Raw genomic sequence first — 14889 nt, forward strand, 5'->3', positions numbered from 1 at the left:
ACATGGACTTTTCCTGGCTGAGTGATCCCTTCTATCAAGGTTATCTGTGGGAAGGCTTCGTCAATACACTCTGGCTACTGCTGGTGTCGGCGGTAGGTGGCCTGCTCCTCGCCGTGGGGGTCGCTCTGGCCCGCCTGCGTGGACCGCGCCCCCTGGCCTGGTTCACCTGGGCATTTACTACCGTGATCCGCGGCACGCCGCTGCTGGTGCAACTGTTCTTCTTCTATTATGGGGTGGGGCGCCTGCTGGAGGGTGTACCCGGCATCCGCGAGAGCGTTCTATGGCCGCTACTGCGTGATCCCTTCTTCTTCGGCGCGCTGACCTTCATTCTCAGCGTCGGCGCCTACTCCGGCGAGGTCATCCGCGGCGCCATGCAGAGCGTGCCACGGGGTGAGCTGGAGGCTGGCCGCGCCTTCGGGCTGTCATCCTTCCAGGTACTTATCCGGTTGTGGCTCCCGCGCGCTCTTCAGCTCTGTCTGCCCACACTCACCGGCGAGATGATCCTGCTGCTCAAGTCGATCCCGCTGGTCTCCACCATCGCGCTGATGGATCTGCTTCAGGCGGCCAATATCATTCGCGACGAGACCTTCCTGGTCTACGAGCCACTGATGCTGATCGCGGGTATCTATCTCGCCACCACCGTGGTGCTTACGCTGATGCTTCGCCTGGTCGAGCTTAACTTTCCCGGCATGCGGCCGACTCGTCGACGCTGGCTGCCCATCTCAGGATCAGGAGCATGATGATGGACTCACTGCACGAGCAGTTTATCGATAACCAATGGATAACCAGCCGCAGCGATATCCGGCTGGCGATCATCGATCCTTACCGCGAGACACCGCTGGGTGAGATAACTCGTGGCGACCCTTCCGACGTGGAGGCCGCGGTAAGCGCCGCCAGGCGGGCCCTGCCCGGCTGGCGTGCCACGCCGGCGGCCCAGCGCGGTGAGCGGCTCGTAGCCATCGCCGCGGGGCTCGAGCGGCGTCGCGAAACGCTGGCCAGTCTATCGAGCCGCAACAACGGCAAGCCGCTGAACGAGGCACGCCAGGACCTCGACGATGCCATCGACTGCTATCGCTACTACGCCGAAGCGGCGGCGGCCCTGGGCGAGCGCCAGGGCCGCCGCGAGGATGTCGGCCAGCCAGGACTGGCGGCCTATCGCTACTGGGAGCCGGTCGGTGTCGCCGGCCTTATCACGCCCTGGAACTTCCCCATGGTCAGTAGTGCCTGGAAGCTGGCACCGGCGCTCGCTGCCGGCTGCACGGTGGTGTTCAAGCCCTCCGAGGTCGTGCCGCTGCCGGAGCAGGCATTGTGCGAGATCGTGCTGGAGGCCGGCCTGCCCCCCGGCGTGTTCAACCTGCTGAATGGCGATGGCCAGGGGATCGGCGCTCCCCTGAGCCAGCACCCCGGCATCGACAAGCTCTCCTTTACCGGCAGCAACCCGGTGGGTGAAGCCGTGATGCGGGCCGCCGCCAGCGGCGTACGGCCGGTCTCGCTGGAGCTCGGCGGCAAGTCGCCGATCGTGGTCACCGAGGATGCCGACCTGACCCTCGCCCGTGACCTGGTGATCGCCGGCATCTGTTACAACGCCGGCCAGATGTGTTCGGCCACCAGTCGCCTGATCGTCCACGAGCGTCTGGCAGACCGACTCTACGCTGCCGTCGATGACGCCATGGCGGAACTGCTGCCGGGGGATCCCCTCATGGAAGGGATCACCCTGGGGCCCCTCGTCAATACCAGCCAACAGGAACGGGTCAATCGCTATCTGGCCCAGGCCGAAGCGGAGGGGCTGCACAGCGAGACACCCACCCCGCCCATGCCCGAGCGTGGATGCTTCGTATCGCCTCGGCTATATCGGGATGTTCCCACGACCAGTCAGCTGTGGCGGGAGGAGATCTTCGGTCCCGTGCTCTGCGCGCGCCGGGTTACCAGCGACGAGGAGGCGATCTCTCTGGCCAATGACTGTGATTACGGGCTTGCGGCCACCGTGGTATCAGGAGACCTGAACCGCGCCGACGCCATCGCCCGACGGCTGGAGGCGGGCAATGTCTGGTGCAACAGCGACCAGCTGGCGCCCCCTCAGGGCAACTGGGGAGGCATGAAGCGAAGCGGCATCGGCCGGGAGCTGGGCCAGGAGGGCCTGGAGGCATATCTCGAGACCAAGCGCATCACCCGCCCGGTTCCTCGCTGAACCTGGCTGCCCCCGCACTCTCGACGCAGGGGCTGCCCTGGCGAGCGATTCGAAACGCGGGATGCAATGCGACGACAAGTATTCGAGTATATTGAGTTGGACTACAACCGGCAGCGCCGGCACAGTGCAATCGGGATGATCAGCCCGGAGGCCTTCGAAGCCCGAATGATCGCTTAGATCAGTGTCCACAATTGCTGGGTAAGATCATGCGTCTATCTGACGGCGTTTGAGGACGGCGCTCACCTGAAGCGAGCGTTGAGAAACTACTTCGCGTGGTACAACCGGGAGCGCCCCCACCAAGGACTGGACTATGCGACTCCGGATGAGATGTACTTCCCCCAACCAGTGAAACAGGCGGCCTGACGCCGATGATGACCCGATCCGAGCTTAGCTAACCTGTCAGGTGGTCCGAAAGATGGGGACCACTTCAATAAGGTGCTGGTCACAGGGATTCATGAGCGCTTTGCCGACTGGCCCATCGACATTCCCGGGGCAGCTGTACTGTCTCTGCTGCTGATAATGCTGGCCATGGCGGCTTTTTACCTCCAGCACTGGTTGGTGACTCGGCGTTCCTTCGTCAGCCAGACCGGCAAGCCGGCAGCGGCCGAGCTGATCGAACTGGGCTCTTGGCGCTGGCCGGTGCTGGGTTTCTTCAGCCTAGCGGGGCTGGCTGCCGTGGCGTTACCGATTCTCGCCATTCTGGCCACCGCCTCTACCGGCACGCTCTCCGGCGGTATTGCCTGGGATAATCTCTCGCTACGCCACTTCGAGGCACTATTCGCCAATCGCGACGGAGCGCTGCAGGCGCTCTCCACCAGCCTGGGCCTGGCCATCGGCACGGCCCTGCTCACCGGCTTGCTTGGCGCCTTGGTGGGCTATCTGGTGGTACGCGCCCAACTGCGCGGCAAAGGACTGCTGGATCTGCTATCTCTGCTGCCCAATACCATGCCCGGCATCGTCGTCGCGGTGGGGCTAATCCTAGCCTGGAACCAGAGCTGGTGGCCGATTCAGGTCTACAATACCGGCGCTATGCTGTTGCTCGCCTACACCTGCCTGCTGCTGCCTTACCCAGTACGCTACGCCTCAGCTTCCTTCCGTCAGATGGGTGAGAACCTGGAGGCGGCGGCACGGGTCTGCGGCGCGGGCTTTTTCACTGCCTTCCGGCGTATTCTGCTGCCGGCTCTAGCGCCAAGCTTGCTTGTTTCCATGCTGCTGGTGTTCGCCATCGCCTCACGGGAGCTGGTGGCTTCGTTGATGGTCGCGCCCGCCGGCATGCGCACGGTCTCGACCTTCGTGTTCGGGCAGTTCGAGCAGGGCTCCCCCGGCGTCGGCATGGCCATGAGTGCCGTGGCGATCTTTACCACCACGGCACTTCTGGTGGCATTAACCGTGTTCAGCCGCAAGCGACTCCCCATCAACGGATGAAAGAACTCACATGACCGACAACACAGAATCTCTAGACGGCCCCTGTATCGCGCCGCCGAAGCCGTCGGCACGACTCTACGCAAGAGCTACCACGCCGCCAGAGCCATGAAGTTCCCAATACTCTCGAACGCCTGGATTACTCGGGCACCTCCGGCCTGCTACTGTTCGAGTCCTACCCACCCCTTCGGCCCCGGCTCTCGGACGCAGACGCATCGAGAGACCAAGACGAACTTCATAGTGGGTATGCGTTGCATTCGACAGTTTCCTAGTAGATCAACCCGTCGCCGCCGTTTCCGGCGAAGCGCTGCTTGTTGCGGTAGGGGTAGACGTCGATCACTCGACCGGCGGGGATCGCCCCCTTGAGCCCCTGCCAGTAGTCAGCGTCGAACAGCTCCGGGTGCAACTCGGTGAACAGCCGGCGCCGCGCCGGATCGGCGAACAGGAAGGGACCGAACTCCTCGGGGAAAATATCATTCGGCCCCACCGAGTACCGCGGCTCGTCGGCCAGCTCCTGCTCGAGGTAGCGAGCTTCGGGAATGTGGCGGAAGTTGCATTGGGTGAGGTAGCAGGTCTCGTCGTAGTCGTAGAACACCACCCGGCCATGCCGGGTCACGCCGAAATTCTTGAGCAGCATGTCACCGGGGAAAATGTTGGCCGCCGCCTGCTGCTTGATGGCATTGCCGTAGTCCTAGAGCACGGTGCGAAACGACGGCAACACGAATACCGCCATCACCATGCCGCGCACCCCCGGCGCGATGACGAAGCGACCCTCCCGCTTGGCCACCTGGCGGTTGAGGGCGCGAAAGAACTCGGTTTTGCCGTGCCTGAAGAAACCGATGACGGCGTAGAGTTCGCCGGCAGGCTTGTCCGGCATCAGCTCCCCCAGGTAGTAGACGAACTCGCCGGGCACCCGCACCTCGACCTGAAAGTAGGCCCGGGTGAAAGAGAAGATGATCGATACCTCGTCGGACTCGATCAGCACGGTATCGAGCTGCAGGCCACGCGGAGCCGCATGCAGGATCGGCAGTACCAGGGGCACCTGCTCACCGCCGCCGCGAATCCGTCCCACCAATCCGTCCCACCAGATAGGGGCCCTTTTTGCGGTAGAAGACGCTCTCGATCAGCTCCAGCTTGGCGTCGTCGGCGTCGCGAAAGCGCCGGCTGGCTCGGCGGTGATCGCCTTGAAGCGAGAACGGTACTCATAAGCCGTGCAGGATGGTGGCGGCCAGGCAGTAGGCGGGCGACAGCTTCATGGCGGACTCCAGGCAGCATGAGCCCTCATCGGGGCGCGTTTCGCGAGCCGACCATGGTGAAGCGCGACTGTCATCGCGCCATCACGCCGCTGTCGTCACACCGTCACAGCCGCCGGGCACCCTGATCGACACACCGCCCCGCCGACGACGAGGATCGCCATGCGTATCTGCCTGGTCAGCGAGACCTGGCCACCCGACATCAACGGCGTGGCCCATACCCTCAACCAGCTTACCGGCGTGCTGCTGGCCCGCGGCGAAACGCTGCAGCTGGTGCACCCGGCGCTCCGCCTGCCTCGCCATCGCGTCCCCGTGCCCGGCCTGCAACACGAGCTGCAGGTACGCAGTGTGGCGCTGCCCGGCTACCGCGAGGTCCGCCTCGGCCTGCCCGCCGGGCGCCGTCTGCAGCGACTCTGGCAGGCTCAACGGCCCGATGTGATCTACCTCGCCACCCAAGGGCCGCTGGGCTGGTCAGCGCGGCGCACGGCGCGTCGCCTGGGGGTTCCCATGGTGGCCGGCTGGCACACCAACTTCGATCACTACTGCCGCGCCTACGGCCTGCCCTGGCTGGAGTCCGGCGTGCGACGTGGCCTGCGCCGCTTCCATAACGGCTGCGCGGCGACCCTGGTACCCACCCACGCCCAGTGCGCCCAGCTGGAACGGCAGGGCTTCGCCCGGCTGGCGGTGATGGGGCGGGGCATCGACGGCGAGTGCTTCTCCCCCGCCCACCGGGACAGCGCCCTGCGCCGCCACTGGGGGGTCGACGACCACCAGCCGGTGGCGCTCTACGTGGGCCGCCCTGCAACGCGCGCTGCCCGAGGCGCACTTCACCGGCTTTCTGCCCCGCGAGGCACTTGCTCGGCACTACGCCAGCGCCGACCTGTTCCTGTTCCCCTCGCTGTCCGAAACCTGGGGCAACGTGGTGCTGGAGGCCATGGCCAGCGGGCTGGCGGTGGTGGCGTTCCGGCACGCCGCGGCGGCCGAGCTGATCGACCACGATCGTTCGGGCCTGGTGCTGCCGCCGGGTGACGAGGCGGCCTTCTGCGCCGCCGCGACGGAACTCAGCCAGCAACCGGTGCGCTACGCCCGCCTGGGCCGTGCCGCCCGCCAGCGCGCTCTGGAGTGGCGCTGGCCCGCCATCGCCGACACCTTTCTCGCCATTCTCGAGCATGCCCGGGAGAGCTTCGATGAAACCACGCGCTCCTGCCGCCTTTGAGCGCCTCGACCTGCTGGAGTGGCAGCTGTGTCAGCGCATCGCCCGCCTGAGCCTGTATCGTCCCTGGCTGGCCACGCTACGTCTGGCCAGCAAACTGGGCGACTGGCCCGCCTGGGTAGCGCTGATCGCCGCCCAACCGTGGCTGCATGAGGCCGGTCATGGCTACCTGCTGCAGTACAGCCTGACCGCACTGGCGGCCATCGTTGTCTACCGGCTGATCAAGACCCGCCTGTGTCGCGAACGGCCATTCATCACCTTCGGCACCATCCCCTGCCGCGAGCCGGCCCGCGACCGCTACAGCTTTCCCAGCGGGCACACCCTGCACGCGGTGCTGTTCTGCACGCTCAGCGCCGCCCACACCCCCGCCCTGCTGCCGCTGCTGCTGCCGCTGGCCACACTGATCGCCCTCTCCCGGATCGGACTGGGGCTGCACTACCTCAGCGACGTCATCGCCGGCGGCCTGATCGGCTACGCCTTCGCCCTGGCCAGCCTGGCGCTGCTGGGCTGAGCGACGCCGACATATTCCCGCATCGCCGCCTTGCGCCGATGGATCGACGCCCGGCCCAGTGCAAAACAGCCTAGTGAGCACAGCGCCAAACCCGTGCCAAACCCGCCAGACGCAACAGCAAAAAGGCCGGCAATCGCTGCCGGCCAAAGGATCGAAGTCAGGTCCAGTCATGCATTGCCACGGCGCCTAGAAGTGGTAGCGCGCCCCGGCGATGTAGTACAGGTCATCGCTCTCATTCGGTTGATTGTCGAAGTCGTTGTCGGCGTCGTTGAGCTCGACGAAGAAGTCCAGGCTGCTGGACAGCTTGTAGTGCGCCGCCGCGGCCCAGGTGGTGCGATCGCTGGAAACACCGTCGATATCCTGGTTGTACAGGTCGGCGTGGAACTTCCAGGCGCCGGTCTTGAAGGTCATACCCAGGCCCAGAGTGTCGAAGTTCTTGTCCTGGGTTTCATACCCCAGGCGGGCCGAGATGGCGTCGGTGATCGCATAGGCGACCGTGGCGCCGTAGATCATCTCGCCCCGGCCACCGGCACGCCCGTCCTCGTCGTCGACATAGCCCAGTGCCAGGAACAGCGGCCCGGATTCGAACCTCACCCCACCCTGGGTGACGATCTCGGACGAGGCGGCGTTCTGCGCCTCACCGCGCTTGTCGTAGTGCTTGGCCGACAGGAAGGCCGTGAAGCCCGCCAGGTTCGGGGTGATGTAGCCCAGCGAGTCGCCCCTCGCCTGCAGACCACCGCCGCCAAGCTCATAGCCATCCTGGACATAGACATCGAACGGCTCGGTCACGTAGCTGTTGTAAAAGCTGTCGTAGTTGCCGGCCATCAGGGTACCCAGCCCCTCGCTCTCCAGGCCGATATAGCTGTTGCGCACTTCCTGGAAGCCCGAGCTTCTGTCGCGCTCATCGCCGGTAAAACGCCACTGCACCCGGGCGAAGGCGCGCAGGTCATCGCTGATCTGGTGGCTGCCGGTCAGCTGCAGACGCGAGCCTACGTTGACGAATTCGGCGCCATTGTCGCTCATGGGAGTTTCCAGACCGCCGCCTTCGATCCCCATGGCAATCCGGGCGTACAGGTCGAGCTTGGTGCCGTCCTGATCGTACACGGTGGCCGCGCCGGCCAGGGTGGATGCGGCCATGGCCGACGCCACGCCGCTTGCGAGAATCGCCTTCTTCAACATGTGATAGTCCCTTGAATGATTGCGTATCTAGTGGGCAGGCTGCGTGCCCTTTATCGACCATCGCCGGCCGGTTCATCCGACGCACAATGGCTCTATCCATTGCCTTCATGTTGTTGTTTTGCCGCAGAGGCTAGCCAGGCCGCATGTCAAATGCGTGACGATTTCTTGACGCATTCCGGATTCGTTCACCGCGCATCAGATCCAAAAAACTGTCGCCAAACTTTCACATGACCTCGCCACACTGACCGGCATTCATTCCGATCAAGAGGCCATTGCCATGCTTCCATTTCCGCACCGTTCACTGATCACCGCCCTGGCCGGCGGCCTGCTGCTGGGTGGCGTGATGACGGCTCAGGCCGAAGACTTCACGCTCAGCGATCGCTATACCGATGCCGATGGTGATCTGGTCGCCGATATTCCCGCCGACCCCGACGCCTGGATCGACCCCGACACCCTGGTCTTCGCCTATACGCCGGTCGAAGATCCGGCGGTATATGCCGAGGTATGGTCCGACTTTTTGGCCCATCTGGAGGCGGTGACCGGCAAGCGGGTGATGTTCTTCCCGGTGCAGTCCAACGCGGCGCAGATCGAGGCCATGCGGGCCGGGCGCCTGCACGTGGCCGGCTTCAATACCGGCTCCAACCCCCTGGCCGTGGCCTGCGCCGGCTATCGCCCGTTCGCCATGATGGCCGCCGCCGATGGCAGCTTCGGCTATGAGATGGAGATCATCACCTATCCGGGTTCCGCGGTGCGCAGCGTGGACGACCTGCGCGGGCGCACCCTCACCCACACCTCGGAGACCTCCAACTCCGGCTTCAAGGCACCCACCGCGCTGCTGGCGGCGGAGTTCGGGCTGATCTCCGGCGAGGACTACCAGGTCGACTTCTCCGGCAAACACGACAACTCGATTCTCGGCGTCGCCAATCAGGACTACGAGGCGGCCACCATCGCCAATTCGGTCAAGGGACGGATGCTCGACCGCGGCGTGATCGCGGCCGATCAGCTCGAGGTGCTCTATCAGTCCGACACCTTCCCGACCACCAGCTACGGCACCGCCCACAACCTGGCGCCCGAGCTGCAGGCGGCCATTCAGGAGGCGTTCTTCAGCTACGACTGGGAGGGCTCGGCGCTGGCCGAGGAGTTTGGTCGCAACGGCGAGGCGCAGTTCATCCCCATCACCTTCCAGGAGCACTGGGCGGTGATTCGCCAGATCGACCGCGCCAACGACGTCACCTACGACTGCGGCTAAGCGCCACCGTCGCGTTGTTGCGTCCGCCGGTCGATCCTCGCCCTGCGCCCGGCTCACCGTGCGCAGGGCGCCTGCTGTAAAGAGCGTTGTGATAAACAGTGTGAAAAACGTTGTGAAGAAGGGTGCCCCGTGCTGGAAATCACACAACTGTGCAAGACCTACGCCACCGGCGACACCGCCCTGCGCGAGGTGACGTTTCGCGTTCCCCGCGGCCAGATGGTGGGACTGATCGGCCCCTCGGGGGCAGGCAAGTCGACGCTGATTCGCTGCATCAATCGCCTGGTCGAACCCAGCGCCGGGCGGGTGCGGCTGGGCGACACCGAGCTGACCCGCCTGCACGGCCGGGGGCTGCGCCAGGCCCGCCGGCGCATCGGCATGATCTTCCAGGAGTACGCCCTGGTGGAGCGACTCACGGTGATGGAGAACGTGCTCTCCGGGCGTCTGGGCTACGTGTCGTTCTGGCGCAGCTTCACCCGGCGCTTTCCCGGCCGGGACATCGAGAACGCTTACCGCCTGCTCGACCGGGTCGGCCTGCTCGACCACGCCGACAAGCGCGCCGATGCCCTCTCCGGCGGCCAGCGCCAGCGCGTGGGCATCGCTCGGGCGCTGGCCCAGGAGCCGGAGCTGCTGCTGGTGGACGAACCCACCGCCAGTCTCGACCCGCGCACCAGCCGCCAGATCATGCGCCTGCTGCGCGAGGTGTGCGCCGAGCGTGACCTGCCGGCCATCGTCAATATCCACGATGTGCCGCTGGCGCGGCGCTTCGTGGACCGCCTGGTGGGGTTGCGCGCCGGGCGCCAGGTGTTCGACAACGCCCCGGACGCCCTCGACGAGGCCGCGCTCACCGCCATCTACGGCACCGAGGAGTGGCACACCCTGCACGCGGACGCGGACGGCGTTGAGGACGCCCCCGCGCGCCCCGCCCGCGCCCGCCCGGTCGAGGTGGCGTCATGAGTGCTCCCACCGCCTATCCCAGCCGCTGGCGCCGGCCGCCGACGCTGATCCGCGACCCACGCTGGCGCTGGGCGCTGCGGGTCGGAGCGCTCGGCTATCTGGTGCTGGCGCTGGGCGCCCTCGAACTGGATGCGGCGCGCATCGCCGAGGGGCTGGAGCGCGGCGCCCACTTCCTGCGCGGCTTCCTGCAGCCCGATTTCACTAGCCGTTGGCGCGATATCCAGCAGGGGCTGATCGAAAGCCTGACCATGACCCTGACCGCCACCGTGGCCGGCATCCTGCTGTCGGTGCCGATCGGCATCGGCGCGGCGCGCAACTTGGTAGCGCGGCCGATCTACCTGGCGTGCCGGGCCATCGTCGCCCTCAGTCGCGCGCTGCAGGAGATCATCATCGCCATCTTTCTGGTGGCGATGTTCGGCTTTGGCCCCTTCGCTGGCTTCATGACCCTGACCTTCGCTTCCATCGGCTTTCTGGCCAAGCTGCTGGCCGACGCCATCGAAGAGATCGACGCCAGCCAGAGCGAGGCGATTCGCGCCACCGGCGCCAGCTGGTGGCAGCTGATCCACTACGCCGTGCAGCCCCAGGTGATGCCACGCCTGATCGGGCTCTCGCTGTATCGACTCGACATCAACTTCCGCGAAAGCGCGGTGATCGGCATCGTCGGCGCCGGCGGCATCGGCGCCACCCTCAACACCGCCATCGAGCGCTACGAGTACGACAGCGCCGGCGCCATTCTGCTGATCATCATCGTCATCGTTCTGCTGGTCGAGTACAGCTCCAGCCATGTAAGGAAGTACCTGCAATGACCACCCGCTCCACCGCGCCACCGCGCTACCCCCAGGTCTGGACCTTTCGCCCGCCCCGCACCCGCCTCGCGCTGTGGGTCGGCTGGCTGCTGCTGGCGGTGCTGTTTCTGATCTGCTGGCGGCTGATGAACGCCAACACCCTATGGTGGTTCGTCGCCGACGCGCCAAGCCAGGCCATCGACATCGGTCAGCGCATGCTGCCACCGCGACTGGCCTATCTGCCCGAGCTGCTCGTGCCGCTGTGGGACACCCTCAACATGGCCACCCTGGGCACCCTGGGCGGGGTCCTGCTGGCGGTGCCGGTGGCCTTTCTCGCCGCGCGCAACACCACACCCTCGATGCGGCTGGTACGGCCGGCGGCGCTGCTGGTGATCGTCGCCTCGCGCTCGATCAACTCGCTGATCTGGGCGCTGCTGCTGGTGGCGATCATCGGCCCGGGACTGCTGGCCGGCATTCTGGCCATCGCCCTGCGTTCGGTGGGCTTCGTGGGCAAGCTGCTCTACGAGGCCATCGAGGAGAGTGACCCGCGCCCGGTCGAGGCCATCGCCGCCACCGGTGCCGCTCGCGCCCAGGTGGTGCACTACGGCATCGTGCCCCAGGTACTGCCGGCGTTCTGGGGCATCAGCGCCTTTCGCTGGGATATCAACATCCGCGAGAGCACCATCCTTGGGTTGGTGGGCGCCGGCGGCATCGGCATGAAGCTGCAGGCCTCCATCGACACCCTAGCCTGGTCTCAGGTGGCCACTCTGCTGCTGGTGATCCTGGCCACCGTGGTGGTCAGCGAGTGGCTGGCGGCACGCATCCGCCGAGCGTTGATCTAGCCCCGCGCTCGGCTTGCCCCGGTGGCCCGCGGCGGGCATCCTGCCGATTCGTCCCCTGGTCCAGGAGCCCGCCGTGGTGTCGCTGCAGCAGGATATCCGGCGCTGTCCTCGCGTGGCCGTCTACGGCACTCTCAAGCGGGGGCAGCACAACCACCATTGGCTGGAAGCCGCCAGGCTGCTCGGCCACGACCGCCTGGGCGAGCTGACCCTGTACGACCTGGGTGCCTACCTGGGGGCCAAGCGCCGCGCCTCCAGCGGCGTGCTCGTCGAGGTCTACGTCATCGGCGTCCGGCAGCTGGCGAGCCTGGATCGTCTGGATCGCCTGGAGGATCATCGCGCCCACGTCCCGGTCACGCCCCAGCAGATCGCCGTCGACTGCGTCGAGGCCAGCGCCAGCGTCTCTCACATCCACGTGCGCGACCCCGAGACCGGCGGCATCAGCCACTCCCTGGATCACTTAGCGAGGTGATGGCGCGGGTGCGCGAGGCCGACGTCGATATCGTCATGAACATCACCGCCTGCGGCGGCGACTGGATCCCCGATGTCGAGGACCCGACCCGCGGCGGCCCAAGGAGGGCCAGCTCGACGGCGACCCATTGTTCCAGCTCTGCCTGGGCATTCCCTGGGGCGCCGAGGCCGACCCGGAGACCATGCAGGCCATGTGCAACAAGCTGCCGGAGAATGCCAACTGGGCCGCCTTCGGCATCGGCCGCCACCAGCTACCAATAGTCGCCCAGGCAATGCTGCTCGGTGGCCACGACCAGGCGTCACCCTGCACCTTGCTCAGCTGCACCGTCTGCAGCCAGCTCGACAATGACGGCTCAGGCACCACTATCCTGCCCTCGCGGCCATGGTGCCTCCAGCATCAGCACCTCGCCGTTGATGGAGTGGACTACCCGCTCATCCAGCACCATCTGGCCGAAGATCTCCGCCTCGATGCTGGGCTTCTTGGGCAGCCCCATCATCTTCATCACCGAGCGGACGTAGCGGCGGGTGAAGCTGGGGTAGTGGCGATAAGTGCAAGAAGTCATGGTTGCATAGTCGCTGCTTCAGCCGGCTGGCCTGCCACCACCTGCATCAAGCTGTCCAGGTAGTTGGAATCTGACATAAACAGCACGTGCTTGGTGCGTAGCTCTTCCGCGGTCATGCCCCAGTGGCTGATGATCCACTCACGCGTAGTGCTGGAAGGTGCGAGGATGACGCTTTCCAGCTCGACGTGCTCACTTTTCAGGCGCCGCTCCACCTCCTTGATGCGCTCTCCGAATTCAATCTTCTCGTCCTTTGGCCCTGTATGGCGCAGACCATGAGGGTCTACGAAGACGATGCGCTGGCGGTCATCCTGCACTTGCCAAAGGATAAAGTCGGGATAGAAGCCACCAGCTTCAAAGAAGCCAATACCCTGCTTCACCAGGTTACGCAGCAGGTAGAGCTGTTCACCTCGTTCAGCGAGCGCCTGCTGGTTTCGCTCCAACCATCCCTTAAGGTCCTCGACGAAACGGAACTCGCTATCGTTGAGGGCAACGGGCTCAACACGGATACGGCTGTCCTTGCCCAGATGCAGCAGCGGACTGTAGAGGTGGGCATCAATTTGAATTGCGCTGACACCGTTGGCCTTGGATGAACGATAGATAGCCTGACGCTGCTGCTCGATGGCCTCCTTCATCTGCCTGATGTCGTCGATCAGTGCCGTTTCGCTGCCATCAACAATCAGCTGATACTCCTTGGTATCGGGCAGGTTGCCACGGGCATCCTCGAGCGCCACCAGTTCCAGGCGCGGCTCCAGGTAGGCGCGGCGGTGGTAGTTGAAGACTCGATCCATCAGCAGCGACAGGAGCTCCAGCGCCATGCTTTGGTAGCGCTGGAAGTTGTCGGCGTGCAGCTTCCACTGATTGTCGGGGACCAGCAGCGTGTACCACACCTGGCTCTTTAGCAGCGCCGGGAATCGGCTGGCATCGATCAGCAGGTTAGCGTAGCCCCTGGAGCGCCGATAGCGCTCCAGGTCGCGCTCCAGGTCGCGCTCCAGGGCAGCCATATCCAGGAACAGGAGACGATTGTCATCGAAGAAGCGCTCGTGCTGCTTGGCCTGGCTGAAGTGGTCCCCAGCCTTCGGACCACCTGACAGGTCATCTAAGCTCGGATCGGATCATCATCGGCGTCAGGCCGCCTGTTTCACTAGTTGTGGGAAGTACACCTCATCAGGTGTCGCATCGTCCAGTCCTTGGTGAGGCCGCTCCTGGTTGTACCAGGCGAAGTAGCGGCCCAGTTCCTGCTTCAGGTGTGCCCCGTCCTTGAAGGCCTTCAGGTAGACGCACTCGTACTTCACGCTGCGCCAGAGCCGCTCCACGAAGATGTTATCCCGGTAACAGCCCTTGCCGTCCATGCTGATGGTGACGCCGTGAGCCTCTAGGACGCCGGTGAAAGCCTGGCTGGTAAACTGGCACCCCTGATCCGTATTGAAGAACTCAGGCGGTCCGTGACGTGCCAGTGCCTCCTCCAGCGCATCGACACAGAAGTCCGTGTCCAAGGTGTTGGAGACCCGCCACGACAGGACACGGCGGCTGTGCCAGTCCATCACCGCCACCAGGTACATGAATCCGCGGACCAGCGGAACGTAGCTGATGTCGGTCGCCCACACCTGGTTCGGCCGGTCGATCGTCAGGCCACGTAGCCGGTAGGGATAGATCCGATGCCCCTTGCCCGGCAGGCTGGTCCGTGGGCGCGGATAGATCGCCTGAAGCCCCATCTGACGCATCAGGCGCCTTACCCGCTTGCGGTTGACCCGGTGGCCCAGCCGGTTGAGATGGACGGTCATCCTGCGCGAGCCGTAGACCGGCGTCAGCAGGTGCTGCTCATCGATCAGGCGCATCAGCACCAGATCCTCGGCGAGCCACTCTCGCTGCTGGTAATACAGCGAGGAACGGCTGATGCCGAGTAGCTGACACTGCCGTCTCAGACTCGGAGTGGCGGAAGATGGCGGCTCGATCATGGCCAGGCGCTGCGCCCGGCTCAACGATCGAGCCTGCGTGATAAAAAATCCCGTTCTACCGTCAACTTACCGATCTCGCGGTAGAGGATATCGATCTCCTCTTGGCCCTTCTGAGCGGCCTTACCGCTGCTGCTGTCGAAGATGCCAGCGGCGTTGTCCAGCAGTTCACGCTTCCACTGGCTCACCATGGACGGGTGCACCTCGAAGCGAGCCGCCAGCGCCGAGGTGGTCTCATCGCCCTTCAGCGCAGCCAAGGCCACCTTGGCCTTGAACTCGTTGCTGTACTGCCGACGTTTCTTGCTCATGA

17 protein-coding genes and 4 pseudogenes are annotated in these 14889 nt (G+C 65.1%); 14 read left to right on the forward strand and 7 right to left on the reverse strand.

Going from position 1 to position 14889, the window contains the following annotated elements; all coding sequences use genetic code 11:
- Window positions 1-2: 2 nt before the first annotated feature.
- The 5 genes and pseudogenes from GRB80_RS14030 (at window position 3) to GRB80_RS14050 (ending at window position 3613) form a co-directional block, all read left to right on the forward strand.
- Window positions 3-740, forward strand: coding sequence for an ABC transporter permease (locus GRB80_RS14030; protein WP_161423983.1), 738 nt, complete (start codon window positions 3-5; stop codon window positions 738-740).
- A gap of 2 nt (window positions 741-742) precedes the next feature.
- Complete coding sequence (locus GRB80_RS14035; protein ID WP_161423984.1) at window positions 743-2188, forward strand: aldehyde dehydrogenase family protein; 1446 nt, start codon at window positions 743-745, stop codon at window positions 2186-2188.
- Window positions 2189-2203: 15 nt separating this feature from the next.
- Window positions 2204-2365, forward strand: a pseudogene (locus GRB80_RS14040) (IS3 family transposase); the annotation flags it as partial.
- Window positions 2366-2551 (forward strand): integrase core domain-containing protein, encoded by a 186-nt coding sequence (locus tag GRB80_RS16625; RefSeq protein ID WP_161424365.1) that lies wholly within the window; start codon window positions 2366-2368, stop codon window positions 2549-2551.
- 72 nt (window positions 2552-2623) lie between these two features.
- Window positions 2624-3613 carry an ABC transporter permease gene (locus GRB80_RS14050; protein ID WP_309663435.1) on the forward strand — a complete coding sequence of 330 codons (990 nt, stop codon included), beginning with the start codon at window positions 2624-2626 and terminating at the stop codon, window positions 3611-3613.
- A gap of 265 nt (window positions 3614-3878) precedes the next feature.
- Here the strand turns inward: GRB80_RS14050 and GRB80_RS16405 are convergent, their stop codons facing one another.
- Genes GRB80_RS16405 through GRB80_RS16630 form a run of 3 tightly spaced genes read right to left on the reverse strand, consistent with a single transcriptional unit; the run spans window position 3879 to window position 4743 of the window.
- A complete protein-coding gene (locus GRB80_RS16405; protein ID WP_237561998.1) occupies window positions 3879-4247 on the reverse strand; it encodes an isocitrate dehydrogenase kinase/phosphatase-domain containing protein in 369 nt (122 codons plus the stop codon).
- Between the two features lie 54 nt (window positions 4248-4301).
- Entirely contained in the window at window positions 4302-4682 is a 381-nt protein-coding gene (locus GRB80_RS16410) for an isocitrate dehydrogenase kinase/phosphatase AceK regulatory subunit (protein WP_309663433.1), read from the reverse strand.
- Complete coding sequence (locus tag GRB80_RS16630; RefSeq protein WP_309663458.1) at window positions 4657-4743, reverse strand: hypothetical protein; 87 nt, start codon at window positions 4741-4743, stop codon at window positions 4657-4659. The genes GRB80_RS16410 and GRB80_RS16630 overlap by 26 nt, the downstream gene beginning before the upstream one ends.
- A gap of 282 nt (window positions 4744-5025) precedes the next feature.
- Here GRB80_RS16630 and GRB80_RS16560 point away from each other — a divergent pair.
- The 3 genes and pseudogenes from GRB80_RS16560 to GRB80_RS14065 form a co-directional block, all read left to right on the forward strand.
- Window positions 5026-5508 (forward strand): annotated as a pseudogene (locus tag GRB80_RS16560) (glycosyltransferase); the annotation flags it as partial.
- A 166-nt stretch (window positions 5509-5674) separates the two neighbouring features.
- A complete protein-coding gene (locus GRB80_RS16565) occupies window positions 5675-6079 on the forward strand; it encodes a glycosyltransferase (RefSeq protein ID WP_419880025.1) in 405 nt (134 codons plus the stop codon).
- Window positions 6051-6587, forward strand: a complete 537-nt coding sequence (locus tag GRB80_RS14065) for a phosphatase PAP2 family protein (RefSeq protein WP_161423985.1) — start codon at window positions 6051-6053, stop codon at window positions 6585-6587. Before GRB80_RS16565 ends, GRB80_RS14065 begins: the two co-directional genes overlap by 29 nt.
- Window positions 6588-6773: 186 nt before the next feature.
- Here GRB80_RS14065 and GRB80_RS14070 read toward each other — a convergent pair whose 3' ends face one another.
- A complete protein-coding gene (locus GRB80_RS14070; RefSeq protein ID WP_161423986.1) occupies window positions 6774-7766 on the reverse strand; it encodes a porin in 993 nt (330 codons plus the stop codon).
- 343 nt (window positions 7767-8109) lie between these two features.
- Here GRB80_RS14070 and phnD point away from each other — a divergent pair, with 343 nt between their 5' ends.
- The 6 genes and pseudogenes from phnD to GRB80_RS16280 form a co-directional block, all read left to right on the forward strand.
- Window positions 8110-9015, forward strand: coding sequence for a phosphate/phosphite/phosphonate ABC transporter substrate-binding protein (gene phnD, locus GRB80_RS14075; RefSeq protein WP_237562116.1), 906 nt, complete (start codon window positions 8110-8112; stop codon window positions 9013-9015).
- A 129-nt stretch (window positions 9016-9144) separates the two neighbouring features.
- Window positions 9145-9969: a phosphonate ABC transporter ATP-binding protein gene (gene phnC, locus GRB80_RS14080; protein WP_161423988.1), complete on the forward strand. Its 825-nt coding sequence runs from the start codon at window positions 9145-9147 to the stop codon at window positions 9967-9969.
- The gene (gene phnE, locus GRB80_RS14085) at window positions 9966-10775 is read left to right on the forward strand and encodes a phosphonate ABC transporter, permease protein PhnE (RefSeq protein ID WP_161423989.1); all 810 of its coding nucleotides are present in this window, start codon (window positions 9966-9968) and stop codon (window positions 10773-10775) included. Before phnC ends, phnE (GRB80_RS14085) begins: the two co-directional genes overlap by 4 nt.
- Window positions 10772-11596 carry a phosphonate ABC transporter, permease protein PhnE gene (gene phnE / locus GRB80_RS14090; RefSeq protein ID WP_161423990.1) on the forward strand — a complete coding sequence of 275 codons (825 nt, stop codon included), beginning with the start codon at window positions 10772-10774 and terminating at the stop codon, window positions 11594-11596. The genes phnE (GRB80_RS14085) and phnE (GRB80_RS14090) overlap by 4 nt, the downstream gene beginning before the upstream one ends.
- Window positions 11597-11708: 112 nt before the next feature.
- A pseudogene (locus GRB80_RS16570) lies at window positions 11709-11909 on the forward strand (gamma-glutamylcyclotransferase family protein); the annotation flags it as partial.
- Between the two features lie 27 nt (window positions 11910-11936).
- A pseudogene (locus GRB80_RS16280) lies at window positions 11937-12354 on the forward strand (3-keto-5-aminohexanoate cleavage protein); the annotation flags it as partial.
- Window positions 12355-12417: 63 nt separating this feature from the next.
- On the opposite strand, the gene GRB80_RS16285 reads toward GRB80_RS16280, so the two are convergent.
- The 3 genes from GRB80_RS16285 to GRB80_RS14105 all read right to left on the reverse strand — a co-directional run bounded on the left by GRB80_RS16285 (window position 12418) and on the right by GRB80_RS14105 (window position 14887).
- Complete coding sequence (locus tag GRB80_RS16285; protein WP_202597373.1) at window positions 12418-12627, reverse strand: hypothetical protein; 210 nt, start codon at window positions 12625-12627, stop codon at window positions 12418-12420.
- Entirely contained in the window at window positions 12624-13628 is a 1005-nt protein-coding gene (locus tag GRB80_RS14100) for a hypothetical protein (RefSeq protein ID WP_161423991.1), read from the reverse strand. Before GRB80_RS14100 ends, GRB80_RS16285 begins: the two co-directional genes overlap by 4 nt.
- A 123-nt stretch (window positions 13629-13751) precedes the next feature.
- Window positions 13752-14887 (reverse strand): IS3 family transposase gene (locus GRB80_RS14105; protein ID WP_419880023.1). Its coding sequence is split into 2 segments (ribosomal slippage): window positions 13752-14605 and window positions 14605-14887, totalling 1137 coding nucleotides; the frame shifts between segments, so codons are not numbered across the junction.
- Between the last annotated feature and the right edge of the window lie 2 nt (window positions 14888-14889).

It is taken from the genome of Halomonas icarae (assembly GCF_009901955.1).
In the GTDB taxonomy this organism is placed as follows: domain Bacteria; phylum Pseudomonadota; class Gammaproteobacteria; order Pseudomonadales; family Halomonadaceae; genus Halomonas; species Halomonas icarae.

What these genes read in the sequence shown, in the direction of transcription:
- GRB80_RS14070 (WP_161423986.1), bottom strand. Translation starts at nt 7,766, where the DNA reads ATGTTGAAGAAGGCGATTCTCGCAAGCGGCGTGGCGTCGGCCATGGCC.
- GRB80_RS14030 (WP_161423983.1), top strand. Translation starts at nt 3, where the DNA reads ATGGACTTTTCCTGGCTGAGTGATCCCTTCTATCAAGGTTATCTGTGG.
- phnD (WP_237562116.1), top strand. Translation starts at nt 8,110, where the DNA reads ATGACGGCTCAGGCCGAAGACTTCACGCTCAGCGATCGCTATACCGAT.
- GRB80_RS16285 (WP_202597373.1), bottom strand. Translation starts at nt 12,627, where the DNA reads ATGACTTCTTGCACTTATCGCCACTACCCCAGCTTCACCCGCCGCTAC.
- phnE (WP_161423989.1), top strand. Translation starts at nt 9,966, where the DNA reads ATGAGTGCTCCCACCGCCTATCCCAGCCGCTGGCGCCGGCCGCCGACG.
- GRB80_RS14100 (WP_161423991.1), bottom strand. Translation starts at nt 13,628, where the DNA reads ATGGCTGCCCTGGAGCGCGACCTGGAGCGCGACCTGGAGCGCTATCGG.
- GRB80_RS14065 (WP_161423985.1), top strand. Translation starts at nt 6,051, where the DNA reads ATGAAACCACGCGCTCCTGCCGCCTTTGAGCGCCTCGACCTGCTGGAG.
- GRB80_RS14035 (WP_161423984.1), top strand. Translation starts at nt 743, where the DNA reads ATGGACTCACTGCACGAGCAGTTTATCGATAACCAATGGATAACCAGC.
- phnE (WP_161423990.1), top strand. Translation starts at nt 10,772, where the DNA reads ATGACCACCCGCTCCACCGCGCCACCGCGCTACCCCCAGGTCTGGACC.
- GRB80_RS16405 (WP_237561998.1), bottom strand. Translation starts at nt 4,247, where the DNA reads ATGCTGCTCAAGAATTTCGGCGTGACCCGGCATGGCCGGGTGGTGTTC.